Origin of the sequence: Paracoccus aminovorans (assembly GCF_001546115.1) — a bacterium.
Lineage (GTDB): Bacteria > Pseudomonadota > Alphaproteobacteria > Rhodobacterales > Rhodobacteraceae > Paracoccus > Paracoccus aminovorans_B.
This window is the reverse complement of record NZ_KQ955208.1, coordinates 2,268,496-2,281,625: the sequence shown is the minus strand read 5'-3', so window position 1 is coordinate 2,281,625 and position 13,130 is coordinate 2,268,496. Positions and strand designations below refer to the sequence as shown.

Genomic DNA, 13,130 nt, shown 5'->3' with positions numbered 1-13,130 from the left:
CTGTTTCTTCCGCTATCCCAGCCGCCGCCAGAACCGGCCAGCCTTCGTCATCGTCGAGGCGCTCGGACTGCTGCAGCTAACCCTTCGGCGCCTTCGGCTTCGGCTGATGTAGCCGGCGCCGCGCGTTCGCGCGAAAGGCATTGCGCAGATCCTTGTTGGTCAGGTCCAGATCGAACCATTCTGGGTCGAAATGCCCGCCCGCCCATCGCAGCGTGGAGCGGTGCTCTTCGTGCTTCGGGTCGCGGATGATCCCGAGGAAATCCTCATAGCCCCACGGCCCGCCGACATCCTCGGGCGGCCTCGCCCGTGCGCCTTCCAGACAGAGCGCGTGGCGCGGCGCCGGATCGAGCGCCAGCCACTCCTCGACCCGGATCAGGTGCTCCCAACCGTCCCCAAAGTCATAGGCATAGGTGAAACTGCCGTCATGCCCGACGAAATCCTGCAGCCGCACCTCGGTAGAGTCGAAAACGCGGGGACCGCCGAAGCCATCGTCCAGCAGAGCCGGATCGCCATAGCGCAACCCGCCGATGCGGAACTCGTGCAGATGGCTTTCGGTCCAGCCGAAGGCCGCCTGCAGGACCGGATGCAGCCGGTCCAGCGTCCAGTCGCAGGGAACCACCAGCCGCCGCCAGATCTCCGGCTCGATCTCGGCCAGGGTGACATGCAGCCGCACCGCATTCGGAGGCTGGAACACCCCTGCCCTCCCCGGTCAGATGGCGAAGTCTTCGAAGGATTTGCCGGCCTCCAGAGCCCCGGCGATCCAGGCGGGCTTGCGGCCGCGACCGCTCCAGGTGATCTCGGGGTTTTCCGGATGGCGGTATTTCGGCGCCACGGTGGCGCGCTTTTGCGCCGGGGTCATTTCCGCCAGTTCACCCAGCGAGAAACCGTGCTGCTTTGCCACCGCTTCCGCCGCAGCGCGAGCCTCGGCCTTGCGGCGATCCTCGAAAGAGGCGATGGCCTTGGCCACGCTCTTTTCCAGCTGCTTCAATTCGGCCAGCGACAAGGCATTCAGGTCGATATCGGTCATAGGCGTCCCCCGTTGTTATGACGCCGGTTTAATCCAATGTGCCAAACGGCAAATCTCATCCCCATTTCGGGAGCGTGCAGTTCGCGGCTCACCGTCCTCGCAGCCAGATCTCCCTGAGCGGATGCCTCGTATCGATGAACAGACGCCCCGACGGTTTCAGGGCTGCCCGCAAGCGTTCAAGGGCGCGTTGCTCGATATCCGGGTGACGACCGTCCAGCGCCCCGACACGCATCGCAAAGGCGATGTCGAAAGGCTCTTCACCCGGCGGCAATGCGAAATCCTCGATTGCCACTCGCAGGAACCGCAGCCGGCCGGTGGCGATTTCGGCCTTCGATCCGGCCACCGCGCTTTCGATCGCCTTGGCCGAGCGGTCGATGGCCAGGACGAAGCCGCTCCCGACGCGGCGGGAAACCGCGCGGGCCGCCACGCCAGGACCGCAGCCGATCTCCAGCACCCTCTGGCCCGGTGCCAGCGGCAAGGCGTCGATGAAGGATGCGATCCGGTTCGAAATCCGCTGGACCATGATGCTCAGCCCTTGTCGGTCACCTTCGGCCACCAGGTGCCGAAGCACCACAGATTGCCCTCGGGATCGCGGCAGATGAATTCGCGGCTGCCATAGTCGCGGTCGGTCAGCCCTTCCTCGATCGCTGCGCCGGCGGCCTTGGCACGGGCGAACATCGCGTCAGCGTCATCCACGGTGATATAGAGCGACTTGCCGCCCTGCCCCGACGGCTGGCCCACCATCTCGCCATAGGCATCCTCCCTGTCGTCGCCGCACATGATCATCGACGAGCCGAAGGCCAGTTCGGCATGGGCGACCTTGTCGCCATCCATGTATTTCGCGTGGGTGGTGAAGCCGAAGGCCTTTTCCAGCCATTCGATCATCGCCGCCGCGTCGCGGAAGCGGAAGGTCGGATAGATGCGCGGAGCTTCCATCATGCGTTCCTCCTGTCAGATTGGGGCCATGCCCGGTCAAATGTCTCGGCCGTCTCGGCGTGACCGCGGATGCAGCGCCGATCCGAACTGCCGCTCAAGCCACTCAACCCCGAAGGCGACGATATCCTGCGCGTCGAACAGATGGCAGTGCGCGGCGCCGACCACGCCCTCGCGGTGCCGGCCGGTCGCGACATAGGCGCGGGCGATGGTTTCGACCGCATCCGGCCGGCCCTCGACCGCGAAGCAATCGAGGATGCCGTTCGAGTCGAAATCCGTGGCCGCTTCCCAGATCGTCCGGCCATCCGGGCCCAGCATCGGCATCTCATAGCTGACGCGGCGCTTGCCGGGGATGTCGGCGATGGCCTCGGCGTAATGCAGCACGGTCACCGCATCGAGCGGCGCCCCCAGCAGCAGGATCTTGCCGCCAAGGCGCACGAAGCGTTCCAGCGGCGAGCCCTCGCCCAGGGCCTGGCCCAGCCGGTGCGGTTCGACCAGGATGCCGGCCAGCGGGCCGACCGCGACCATCGAGGCATCCGGGTGGGCGCTGCGCCGGGCACCGGGCAGTTCTGCCAGGAACTGGTTCAGCAGGCCGAAGCCGCGATAGATCCCGGCGGTCCGGGGATCGAAGGCGGGCCAGTCGCGGCGCAGATCCTCGTCCATCCGGGCGCCGTTCAGCGTCTCCTCATAGGGCGAGCGGTCCCAGGACGCATATCCCATCACCGTGCCGCCCGGCCCCACCGCATCCATGAGCGCCTGGGCGACCCCGGCCGCACCTCCCTCGACCGGGCCAAGCGCCTTCAGCGAGGCGTGGACCATCACCAGGTCGCCCGGCTGCAGGCCAAGCCGCCGAAGGTCCGCCGTGATCGTGGCCTTGCCGTGCATGACCCTAGGGATTGTCCCTGAACCAATCCACGATGGCGGGCATGTCGCGCTCGAAGCCACCGGGGATGAAGACGTTCAGCAGACCGACGCGCTCGGCGGTGCGGTTCCTGAAGTCATGGGTCACCCCGGCCGGGATGCGCAGGAAGGTCCCTTGCGGCGCGTCCAGCCAGTCCTCCCCGGCAAGGAAGCTGACCGTGCTGGCGATGACGTAGAAGATCTCGTCATTGCCTTCATGCGCATGCGCGCCGGGACCGTCGGCGCCGGGCTCCAGCCACCATTCCGAGACGCTGTAGCGTGCAGCCGTCTCGTCCTCGTCGGCCTTGAACAGCGCCGTCATCCGGCCGAGGGCGTAGCGCCGTCCCTCGCCCGGCGGAAGATGCAGGACGCCCTTGCCGGTGTGATCGTCGCTCATCGCTGCCTCCCGATGGCTGATGGACCCCCGACAGCATAGCCTGCCGAGGCCCCGCTGTCAGGTTCCGAGCGAGGGCCGGTTTGCACAGCAACGCCCGCAGGCCCTAAGTCGCCTCCTGATCCGCCTTGCGCAGAACCACCCTCAGCGTGCCGCTGCTGCCACCGCCGCAGAAGAACCGCGCGCCGCCATCGGATTCCAGCCCCGAGACGCCGGTGCCCGGCGGCATCTCCAGCCGTTCCAGCACAGCGCCGGTGGCGGGGTCGATGCGGCGGATGTCGCTTTCCTCATCCTGCCAGGTGCCGTGCCAGAGCGCGCCGTCGGCCCAGGTGACGCCGGTGACGAAGCGGTCGGAGACGATGCTGCGCAGCACCTTGCCGGTCTCGGGATCGACCTGGTGGATGCGGCGCCCGCGATGCTGGCCGACCCAGAGCGAGCCCTCGGCCCAGGCCAGCCCGGAATTGCCGCCCTCGGGCGCGGGAATGGTCGCCAGAACCGCGCCGCTCTCGGGGTCGATCTTGCGGATGACCGGCCCGGCGATCTGGAACAGATGCCGGCCGTCGAAGGCCGTGCCGGCATCGGCGGGGATCTCCAGCGCGCCCAGCAGCTCGCCGCTGTCGGGGTCCAGCGCGTTCAGCCGCTCGCCGCTGGCGAACCAGACCCGGCGGCCGTCGAAACTGACGCCATGCACTTCCTCGATTCCCGGAAAGGGGCCATATTCGCGGATGATTTCAGCCATGCGTTTCATGGCTCCACCCTAGCCCATCGGCACGGGCGCCGGGAGTAACAAGCTTGTCGGGAAACCCGGCACGCTCCGCGCGATCCAGCGCCGGGCGCGGCCATGGCCGAACCACTCCACCCTGCCGGCCCGCCGCAGTTCCGCCAGCGCACGCTGCACGCTGCGCGGGCTGACATCCAGCGCCAGCGCCAGCGCCGAACTCGACCAGGCCTCGCCATCGGCCAGCAGGGCCAGCAGGCCCGCGTGATCGTCCTCGACCGGCGGGGTCAGCACGGCGATCCTGCCCCCGCAAGGCTCCAGCACGAAGCCCCGGCCGGTCGCCCTGATCCCGGCCAGCGGGGCGAGCTGCCCGCGCAGCCGCCCGATCTCGACCCGCAGCCTGGCGCGATGCGACTCGTCGGCCTGGCGGGCGCGAAAGGCACGCGCAAGCAGGGTTTCGCGCGGCACGTCGCCGGGCCAGGCCTCGGCCAGGGCGCGCAGCAGCGCCATCAGCACCGGCCGCCCGGTCAGCGGCACAACCGTCGCACCACACCGCAGAAAATTGCGGCAGGCATCGACCAGCAGCATGTCCGTGCCGAGCAACGCCTCGACCCCGGCCAGGTCCAGCAGCGCCTCGCACCCGCTTTCGATCAGCCGCGCGGCCGGGGCCTCGAAGGCCGCGCGTGCCTGGGCGACCTCGGTGGCCAGCGCGGCGATGCCCGTCTCATGCGCGGCCCGGGCGGCGCGGTCCAGCGCCAGCGCCGCATCCCCGGCCCGGATACGCCGCATGGCGATGCCGGCGGCGACCAGCCAGCAGCCGGGACGCGACGCCGGGGGCAGCGCGGCGGCATCCAGCCCCTCAAGCACCGCCTCGGCCTGATCGAGACGCCCGGTCAGCAGCAACAGCCGGGCCTGCAGGCAAGCGGCATGGGCGGCGTTCGCTCGGTCGTCCTGCGCCGCAAGCGCCGATCGCACCGTGCCAAGCGCCTGCTCCAGGCCGCCCAGGTCGCGCGTCACCAGCGCGATTTCCGCCGCGGCCAGCCGGCAGCGGGCGCGGGCCACGGGATCGCCGCCGAACCCCCGCGCGGCGCGGCGCAGCAGGTCCCGCGCCCGGCCAAGATCGCCCAGCTGCGCCATGGCGATGCCGCGCAGCGCCAGCGCCGGCGGGTCGTCTTGCAGGGCGACCCGCTTCAGCGCCGAAAGCGCATCCCCCGCCGCCAGCGCCTGCGCCGCCGCCGCAATCCCGTCATGCTTGTTACTCACGCCCGGATGCCGCCCCGTCCTAGACTGCTTCATGTCCCGCAAAGCATCGGACGGGAGGCCCGGAATGACAACGCTCACGGGAAAACCCGACCCGGCAGGCTGGCTGGCCCTTGCGGCAGCGCCCTGCTTCGCCGTCATGGCCTGGATCACGGCGGCCTCGCCCGCGCTCTGCCTGTCCGGGCCCGGTCCGCTGCCGCTGTACGGCATGACCATGATGTATCTGCTGATGAGCCTGTTCCACCTGCCGCCCTGGTTGCGGCTGATGGCAGGCCAAGACCCAACCCGGAAAGGAGACTGACCATGACCCAAGCCATCGTTTCCCGCGAGGCATGGCTGGAGGCCCGCAAGGCGCTGCTGGCCCGCGAACGCGACATGACCCACCAGCTCGACGCCCTGCGCGCCGAGCGGCGGCGGATGCCCTGGGTCCGCATCGACAAGCCCTATCGCTTCGACGGTCCCGACGGCGAGGTGACGCTGGGCGAGCTGTTCGGGAGCCGCGGCCAGCTTGCCGTCTATCACTTCATGCTGACGCCGGGATCCGATCATCTCTGCTCGGGCTGTTCCTTCGTCGCCGATCATGTCGATGCCGCCCGGCAGCATTTCGAGCAGGCCGACCTGGCCTTCGCCGCCGTCTCGCGCGCGCCGGTCCCGCAGATCGAGGCGGTCCGGCGGCGGATGGGCTGGCGCTTTCCCTGGCTGTCGTCGGGAGACGGCGATTTCAACTACGATTTCGGCGTGTCGTTCACCGAGGAGGACCGCGCCGCCGGCCGGGCGATCTACAACTACGGCACGGTGATCAAGAACAGCCCGGACATGTTCGGGGTCAGCATCTTCGTGCGGCAGGACGGCGTCCTCTTCCACAGCTATTCCACCTATCACCGCGGCGTGGAACTGCTGATGGGCGCGTTCAACTGGCTGGACCTCACCCCCAAGGGCCGCAATGAAAACGGCGCCATGAGCTGGCTCAGGCTGCATGACGAATATTGAAGGGCGCAGAGGATCAGGGCGGGCGCTGAGCATCCGGCGCTCTGGACGATATCAGGGCATCTGTCCTGACGATGGGTGCGGTACCTGCTGGCCGGGCAATGAATGCCCCTCGATAACCGCGAGCAGGGAAAACAGGTCGCAAGCGATCAGGGGACACGGCTTGCAGCCCCCGGCTGCCCGCCCTAAATTGCGACCATGATGTTCATGTCCACATTCTTCCCGCTGATCTGACCGGCCCTGCCGCCGGCGCATTCGCGCCATCAGATCGACACGGCGCCCGCGATTGGGGCGCCAAGCGGAGAATGCGTGATGACCAATCCCGAACCCACCGGCCTGACCGAGCGTCAGGTCCAGAGCTTCATCGAGGACGGCTTCGTCAGGATCGACGGCGCCTTCCCCACCGACCTCGCCCGGCAATGCCGGGACGAGTTGTGGGCAGCTGCGGGCCTCTCGCCTGACCGGCCCGAGGACTGGACGCGACCCGTCATCCGGATCGCAGCGATGTCCACGCCCGCCTTCGTCCAGGCCGCCAACACCCCGCTGCTGCACCGGGCCTATGACCAGCTTGCCGGGCCGGGGCGCTGGCTTGCGCCGCAGGGCCTCGGCAGCTTCCCGATCCGCTTCCCCTCGCCCATCGCCCCCCGCGACGATGGCTGGCATGTGGACATGAGCTACGGCGACAGCCCCGACTTCATGGAGTGGCGGGTCAATGTCAAAAGCAGTGGCCGCGCGTTGCTGATGCTGTTCCTGTTCTCGGATGTCGGGCTCGGCGACGCACCGACCCGGATCAGGCAGGGCTCGCACGCCACCATTGCCCGCGAGTTGCTGCCCCATGGGGCGGCAGGCGCGACACTGCGGCAATTGTCGGCGAACGGCTATGCCTCGACCGAGACCTGCCCCGAGGCACTGGCGGCGGGCGCGGCGGGCACGGTCTATCTGTGCCATCCGTTCCTGGTCCATGCGGCGCAACCGCACCGGGGGACAAGACCCCGCTTCATGGCCCAGCCGCCCTTGCTGCCCAAGGGTGAGTTCGACCCGGCCTTGCCGCCCTCGCCCGTCCAGATCGCCATCCGCAGGGCTTGCGGGCTGGCGTTCTGAAGCCGGCAAGGTCCGGGGCTCCGTCAGATGAGCGACGCCCAGGCATCGGTGACGACACCCTGCGTCTTCCCGGTCCTCTCCATGCCACGGCCGTCGTTCACCTTGCGACGATGAAAAGACGGCTGCCGTCGCGGATCAGTTCCAGCGCCGCGACGGCTCGGTGGCCGGCAAGCATGCCACGCAAATCCGCGACCGAGGAAACCGGCGTCCGGTTGACGGCGACGATCATGTCGCCCCGGCGCAGGCCGATCCAGGCCGCAAGCGCTGGTGATCCTGCAGGCCCTGTATCCGGCGCAAGTGCTGCCATGAGAGGGGCAGGCGGCAAAGCGCGGCCCAGAACCGCTCGTCGGACGCACCCCATGCTGCGTGGCCGCATTCTCCGAATGCTGCCGCTCAACTGGCGCTGCGGCGAAATCCTGACCAGAATTTCCGCTTTATAGGGCGGAACGGGCCTTCGATGGCTGGTCTTGTGCAACCCCTTGTCCGCGTCCGGCCCTGCCTGCTGTCATTTCGCGTGATGGTGTCGTAGTGATGGCAAAACGATTCAGGTCAGGCAATGCGAACTCATTTTGCTGCTCTTCTCGCTCTCATGATCGCCACCGGATGCGCGGTCGGTTATGGTGCAGTGGTCAAGGGCGTCGGGCCAGGCGATCTGCTGAAGCTGCGCAAAGGCCCTGGCCTTGACCACAACATTATCATCGGCCTGCCTGACGGAACGCGCCTCACCCGCCAGAACTGCGTCACGAATAACGGCAAGGTCTGGTGCAGGGTCTCACTCGCCGACAGGCCTGGTATCTCGGGTTACGTTTCAGCGGACTATCTGGCGCATCGCTGACAGCAACATGGTCGGCCCAAAGCTGCCGGTCGCTCGGACAGTATGCTGCTTTGCGGCATTCTCCAGAGCAGCCGCTCGTCTCCCAATGCAGCATGCACCGGGCCACGATGGTAGTGCCCCGTGACGGAGCTGCCGTTTGTAGGTGCCGCGCGACGATGCGCACCGCCGCCACAGGGCAGACCCGCAGGGCGGGATGCCGAATTCGTTGCAAAAGCATGAGAGCACTCGGGCATCCAAGGGCGCGGCACTCTGGAAGACAGGCTGCGACCAAAAACTAGGCACCAAGGCCTCCGGCGTTGCACTTCAAGGCCGGTGAGAGGCCCACCACCCACTATGCGATTTCCACCGCCCCCCCCCCTGTGAGACCGCAAAGCGAATAGCCTGACATGTGAAGACTGGCAGGGCCCCCTGGCGGTTGAGCACGGCTACAAAACCGCAGGACAAGTATATATACAGACACCAGCGCAGCAATTCCTGCGAGGGGGACACCGATATTATGAAACTTACACGCATTGAAGTCTTCAATTTTCGCAAACTGCGGTGCGCCCGTCTGGACATGTCGGATAAGCAGACTCTGCTCGTCGGGGCCAACAACAGCGGCAAGACATCGGCCATGAAGGCGCTGCGCAAATTCCTCAAGGATCGCGGCGGTATCGACACGCGTGATGTGACAGCCTCAAACTGGGCCGCGATCGAACAGATCGCGGGCGCCTGGACACAGGAGGCCGAGGCGGATCTCAACCCGCTCTTAGCCCAGCTTCCGTTCCTCGACGTCTGGCTCTATGCGGACACGTCAGAGCTCCACCATGTCGCGCATCTGATCCCCACACTTACCTGGACTGGCGGCCTGCTCGGCGTACGCCTGCGCCTTGAACCCAAGAAAGGGGTCGACATCAAGGCAGGCTACCTTGCCGCGCGCCAAGCCGCCGATGTGCTACATCCAGATGGCACAACGGCCAACGGTTTTGCGCTTTGGCCGCGCAATTTTCGGGAGTTTCTGGACAAACGCATGAAGGACCTGCTCGAGCTGAACGCCCATCTTTTGGACCCTGAAGGCTATACAGCGTCTGGACCAGTTGCGCCGCCGCCCTTGCCACCACTATCAGAGGGGATCGGCCCCAACCCATTTGGCGGTCTCCTGCATATTTGTGAGATAAACGCACAGCGTGGGTTCTCGGATGCCGGTGACGGGAAAGGCGATGATGGCGATACCGCTCATGCCGCAAGCCGAAAAATTGCAAGCCAGATACAGACCTATTTCCACAAACATATTGACCCCGAAACGGACCCTACGCCCGACGACGTCAAAGCGCTCATGGCGATTCATGATGCCGAGACCACCTTTAATGCCCGTCTCAAGAATGGCTTCGCCAATGCCCTCACGGAACTGGAAGAACTTGGCTACCCCGGCGGGCTCAACAATCCGAAACTTTCCATTGCGACGCAGATCAAACCCGTTGATGGGCTCGATCACCCAGCAGCTGTGCAATACGATATCTCGGGCGACGCATCCGGGGTGAGGATGCCAGAAAGCTACAACGGCCTTGGCTTCCAAAACCTGATCTCAATGGTGTTTCAACTTATGCGCTTCCGGGATGACTGGATGCAGGTGGGCAAGTTCAAATCACAGGTGGTGACCCCGGACGACAGGGGCATCGAACCCCTGCAACTGGTGCTGATCGAGGAGCCGGAGGCGCATCTGCATGTTCAGGTGCAGCAGGTCTTCATGGCAAGGGCCCACAAGGTGTTGCGCAACCATAAAGATCTGAAGAAGGAGGACTCGGCTTTTACCACGCAGCTGGTCGTGAGTACCCATTCGGGCCATATCGCGCACGCCGCCGCGTTTGAGGAGCTGCGTTATTTCAAGCGCGATCTGCCAGGTCACGGAGTTGTGCCCACGGCCACTGTGGCGAATATGACGGGGCTCTTTGGCGCGGACACACAAACTCGTCGCTTCGTGACGCGCTATCTGCTGAGCACACATTTTGATCTGTTCTTCGCCGACGCCATCATCGTGATCGAGGGTGCCGCAGAGCGGATCCTGCTGCCGCATCTGATCCAGCATCATTACCCTGACCTTGCTGTGGCCTATCTATCCTTCCTAGAGCTGGGGGGCAGCCACGCGCACCGCATGCGTCCCTTGCTCGAGGCGCTGGAAGTGCCGACGCTGATCATCACCGATCTCGATGCCGTGGCGAAGGTCGACAAAGACGGAAAGACTGTCACGCAATCGGCCCGGCCGCGCTCGGGGGCCGCTCAGACCACCGCGAACCAGGTTCTGAAAACCTGGCTCCCCGGGATGGTGGAGGTCGACAAGCTGATGGCCGCGCCGCCAAATACACTCTGTCATACCGATGCGGCCCGCCCCATCGCCGTCGCCTATCAGACCGCGCAAGAGGTGACGCAGGGTGCGCAGACCCAGGCCATCACGCCCAGCACGTTCGAGGATGCTCTTGCTCTGGCCAACCCGGAGGCCGTGAGGGACGCCGCAAAGGCGGAGTTCGCTTGCGGCATGACCCGTGCTTTTGAGAAATTCATCTCCGACGAGCCCACGCCCGAGGACCTCGCCACTGCGCTCTTTGATCGGTTGGCAAAATACCCGGATAAGGCCGCCTTTGCCTTGGATCTTCTGTACATCGAAGACATCAAGGTGTTGCGCGCGCCTCCCTATATCGAGAAGGGCTTGATCTGGCTTTCGGGCGCACTGACGGGCGGGGAGGGCGCGGCGTGACAGACGTGACCGACGCCACCCGCGACGCTGGCGCTGACGCGACGATCCGCGCGTGCCTGTCCCTCGATCAGCCGCGCAGCTTCTTTCTCTTTGCCGGGGCGGGATCGGGCAAGACGCGCTCTCTCAAGGACGCACTGGAGGGGTTGGACACAGAGATCTTGACCACCTTGCGCAAACACAGCCGCAAGATCGCCGTGATCACCTATACCAACGTTGCCGCAGATGAGATCACGCGCCGTGTCAAGGCTGATCCGGTGTTTCAGGTGCAGACCATCCACAGCTTCGCTTGGTCGCTCATCGAGGGGCGCACGGCTGATATTAGAGGCTGGCTGGAGAGCCGCTTGCAGACAGAGATTGCCGAGATCCAGGCAGCCCATGCGAAGGGCCGGGCGGGCAAAGCCCATGACGAACGCGTCAAGAAGATGGCCTCAAAGGCAAAGCGGCTGGAGCGCCTGGCCGAGATTCGCGCCTTCACCTACGCGCCCGTGGGGGACAATTTTGGCCGCGATGCATTGCAACATACCGAGGTCATTGAGCTTGCCGCGAATTTCCTGACTGAAAGCGAGACGTTCCAAAACATCGTTCTGGCGCGCTACCCGTTCATCCTGATCGATGAGAGCCAGGACACGATGAAAACATTGATGGAGGCGTTTCTAACCTTCGAAGCGCGCCATCGCGGCCGCATCGCCCTAGGGTTGCTCGGGGATACGATGCAGCGCATTTACACAGATGGCTTGCGTGATCTCGCCCAACGGGTGGGGGATTTCGAACAACCGGCCAAACAGATGAACCACCGCAGCCGCGCGCGGATCGTGGACCTGGCGAATGCGATCCGGCGCGACGATGATGGCCGTCAGCAGCAGGCGCGCGAAGACAAACCGGGTGGCACCGTGCGCGTCTTTCTTGCGCCAAGCGAGGGCACGGATCGCGCAGCCTTTGAAGCCTCCACCCGGGCGGAGATGGCCCGCATCACCGGAGACCCCGCGTGGCAGAACGCGGAGGCGATCAAGACCCTCACAATCGAGCGTCACATGGCTGCCGCGCGTCTTAGTTTTAGTGAGCTGTTTGAGCCCCTGAGCAAACCCGACAAGCTCAAGGACGGGTTTCGCGATGGCACCTTGCCCGCGATGCGGCTTTTCACCCACCGGGTCTTGCCTTTGGTGACGGCACAAAGGAATGGGGATGCCTTTGCCGCAATGGCGGTGCTGCGCGACGGCTCACTGCTGGTCGATAAGAGAGGTATCCGGGCGGGGCGCGGGGGCCAGGCCACTGGCCTCGACGCGGCGCGGGCGGGCGTCGCAGCGCTGATGACGCTATTTAAGGACGAACGGGATCCGAGTTGTGCCGAAGTGTTAGCGGTCGTGGCCGAGCACCGGCTGTTCCCGATCCCCGACCAACTTCGGCCCTGTTTGCCTGACGACAGTCCCGTGTCCCAGAACATGGTCGACATCCTTGCCGAGCTTGGTCCCCTCTTTGACGAGCTGGACCTGACCACGCTCGAGGCCACACCACCCACCGAAACCACCATCACCGAGGCCTGGACACAGGCGCTTGAGGCCCCGTTTTCCCAGGTGGCGCGCTACCTCGCCTATGTCGAAGACCGCAGCCCCTATGGCACCCACCAAGGGGTCAAGGGTCTCGAATTTCCCCGGGTCATGGTAATCGCCGACGACGTCCATACACGCTTCAAAGGCCTTGCCTCGTACGAGACGCTGTTTGGCGTGAAGCCCCTTGGTCCAGACGCGCAGAAAAAGGCGGACAAGGGCGAAGAAACTACGATCGAGCGCACCCGCCGTTTGCTGTACGTCACCTGCACACGGGCCGAAGAGAGCCTCGCACTCGTGCTTTATTCCGAGGCCCCCGACGCGATCCGCAGGTTCCTGATCTCCAAAAAATGGGTAGCCGAGGACGAGATCGTGATGGCTGTGACCCACGGATCATATCAGGAAGCTGCACCGCAGAGCTGAACTTGTTCATCAATGACCGCTTTGGGCCGCTAGTTTGGCTGATCAGCAAATCCCACCAACTGGCGGAACTGGGCTCTGAAATCTGCTGCGCCACCGTTGGCTGGGTGACGCAGGACGGTAGCCTGCACACCCAGCTCTTGCAGGTGATCTCTAGCAATATTCCCCACAGCAACAAGCTGACAGTCCTGGGCAAAGAGGGCTCTCAAACTCACAAGTATATCTGCGCTAGCCGCTATCTCAGCTGCGTTCGGCGTCCGATTTGATAGTCGGTTGGCCG

16 protein-coding genes are annotated in these 13,130 nt (G+C 65.3%); 7 read left to right on the top strand and 9 right to left on the bottom strand.

Features of this window, described 5'->3' with window-relative positions; all coding sequences use genetic code 11:
* Positions 1 to 76: 76 nt before the first annotated feature.
* From ASV56_RS11625 to ASV56_RS11590, 8 genes are all read right to left on the bottom strand, one after another.
* On the bottom strand, positions 77 to 694 hold the full coding sequence (locus tag ASV56_RS11625; protein WP_062562104.1) for a plasmid pRiA4b ORF-3 family protein: 618 nt from the start codon (positions 692 to 694) through the stop codon (positions 77 to 79).
* A gap of 15 nt (positions 695 to 709) precedes the next feature.
* Positions 710 to 1,027: an H-NS histone family protein gene (locus ASV56_RS11620; RefSeq protein WP_062562103.1), complete on the bottom strand. Its 318-nt coding sequence runs from the start codon at positions 1,025 to 1,027 to the stop codon at positions 710 to 712.
* Positions 1,028 to 1,115: 88 nt separating this feature from the next.
* Entirely contained in the window at positions 1,116 to 1,550 is a 435-nt protein-coding gene (locus ASV56_RS11615) for a class I SAM-dependent methyltransferase (RefSeq protein WP_062562102.1), read from the bottom strand.
* Between the two features lie 5 nt (positions 1,551 to 1,555).
* Complete coding sequence (locus ASV56_RS11610; RefSeq protein WP_062562101.1) at positions 1,556 to 1,966, bottom strand: VOC family protein; 411 nt, start codon at positions 1,964 to 1,966, stop codon at positions 1,556 to 1,558.
* Positions 1,967 to 1,999: 33 nt separating this feature from the next.
* On the bottom strand, positions 2,000 to 2,845 hold the full coding sequence (aac(3), locus tag ASV56_RS11605) for an aminoglycoside 3-N-acetyltransferase (RefSeq protein WP_062562100.1): 846 nt from the start codon (positions 2,843 to 2,845) through the stop codon (positions 2,000 to 2,002).
* A 4-nt stretch (positions 2,846 to 2,849) separates the two neighbouring features.
* Positions 2,850 to 3,257 (bottom strand): cupin domain-containing protein, encoded by a 408-nt coding sequence (locus ASV56_RS11600; RefSeq protein ID WP_062562099.1) that lies wholly within the window; start codon positions 3,255 to 3,257, stop codon positions 2,850 to 2,852.
* Positions 3,258 to 3,360: 103 nt separating this feature from the next.
* Positions 3,361 to 4,002 (bottom strand): Vgb family protein, encoded by a 642-nt coding sequence (locus ASV56_RS11595; protein ID WP_062562098.1) that lies wholly within the window; start codon positions 4,000 to 4,002, stop codon positions 3,361 to 3,363.
* Positions 4,003 to 4,011: 9 nt separating this feature from the next.
* On the bottom strand, positions 4,012 to 5,235 hold the full coding sequence (locus ASV56_RS11590) for a helix-turn-helix domain-containing protein (protein WP_253879962.1): 1,224 nt from the start codon (positions 5,233 to 5,235) through the stop codon (positions 4,012 to 4,014).
* A 64-nt stretch (positions 5,236 to 5,299) separates the two neighbouring features.
* On the opposite strand from ASV56_RS11590, the gene ASV56_RS11585 reads away from it, so the two are divergent.
* The 3 genes from ASV56_RS11585 (at position 5,300) to ASV56_RS11575 (ending at position 7,320) form a co-directional block, all read left to right on the top strand.
* Positions 5,300 to 5,533: a hypothetical protein gene (locus ASV56_RS11585; RefSeq protein ID WP_062562096.1), complete on the top strand. Its 234-nt coding sequence runs from the start codon at positions 5,300 to 5,302 to the stop codon at positions 5,531 to 5,533.
* A gap of 2 nt (positions 5,534 to 5,535) precedes the next feature.
* Positions 5,536 to 6,222 carry a DUF899 domain-containing protein gene (locus tag ASV56_RS11580; protein WP_062562095.1) on the top strand — a complete coding sequence of 229 codons (687 nt, stop codon included), beginning with the start codon at positions 5,536 to 5,538 and terminating at the stop codon, positions 6,220 to 6,222.
* A 309-nt stretch (positions 6,223 to 6,531) separates the two neighbouring features.
* The gene (locus tag ASV56_RS11575; protein ID WP_062562094.1) at positions 6,532 to 7,320 is read left to right on the top strand and encodes a phytanoyl-CoA dioxygenase family protein; all 789 of its coding nucleotides are present in this window, start codon (positions 6,532 to 6,534) and stop codon (positions 7,318 to 7,320) included.
* A gap of 97 nt (positions 7,321 to 7,417) precedes the next feature.
* Here the strand turns inward: ASV56_RS11575 and ASV56_RS24800 are convergent, their stop codons facing one another.
* Positions 7,418 to 7,627, bottom strand: a complete 210-nt coding sequence (locus tag ASV56_RS24800) for a PDZ domain-containing protein (protein ID WP_301336094.1) — start codon at positions 7,625 to 7,627, stop codon at positions 7,418 to 7,420.
* A 249-nt stretch (positions 7,628 to 7,876) separates the two neighbouring features.
* Here ASV56_RS24800 and ASV56_RS22740 point away from each other — a divergent pair, with 249 nt between their 5' ends.
* From ASV56_RS22740 to ASV56_RS11560, 4 genes are all read left to right on the top strand, one after another.
* Positions 7,877 to 8,155 carry an SH3 domain-containing protein gene (locus tag ASV56_RS22740; RefSeq protein ID WP_082724792.1) on the top strand — a complete coding sequence of 93 codons (279 nt, stop codon included), beginning with the start codon at positions 7,877 to 7,879 and terminating at the stop codon, positions 8,153 to 8,155.
* Between the two features lie 496 nt (positions 8,156 to 8,651).
* Positions 8,652 to 10,886, top strand: coding sequence for an AAA family ATPase (locus ASV56_RS11570; protein WP_062562093.1), 2,235 nt, complete (start codon positions 8,652 to 8,654; stop codon positions 10,884 to 10,886).
* Positions 10,883 to 12,853 carry a UvrD-helicase domain-containing protein gene (locus ASV56_RS11565; RefSeq protein ID WP_062562092.1) on the top strand — a complete coding sequence of 657 codons (1,971 nt, stop codon included), beginning with the start codon at positions 10,883 to 10,885 and terminating at the stop codon, positions 12,851 to 12,853. Before ASV56_RS11570 ends, ASV56_RS11565 begins: the two co-directional genes overlap by 4 nt.
* Positions 12,854 to 12,855: 2 nt before the next feature.
* Positions 12,856 to 13,116: a hypothetical protein gene (locus ASV56_RS11560; RefSeq protein ID WP_062562091.1), complete on the top strand. Its 261-nt coding sequence runs from the start codon at positions 12,856 to 12,858 to the stop codon at positions 13,114 to 13,116.
* The last annotated feature ends 14 nt before the right edge of the window (positions 13,117 to 13,130 follow it).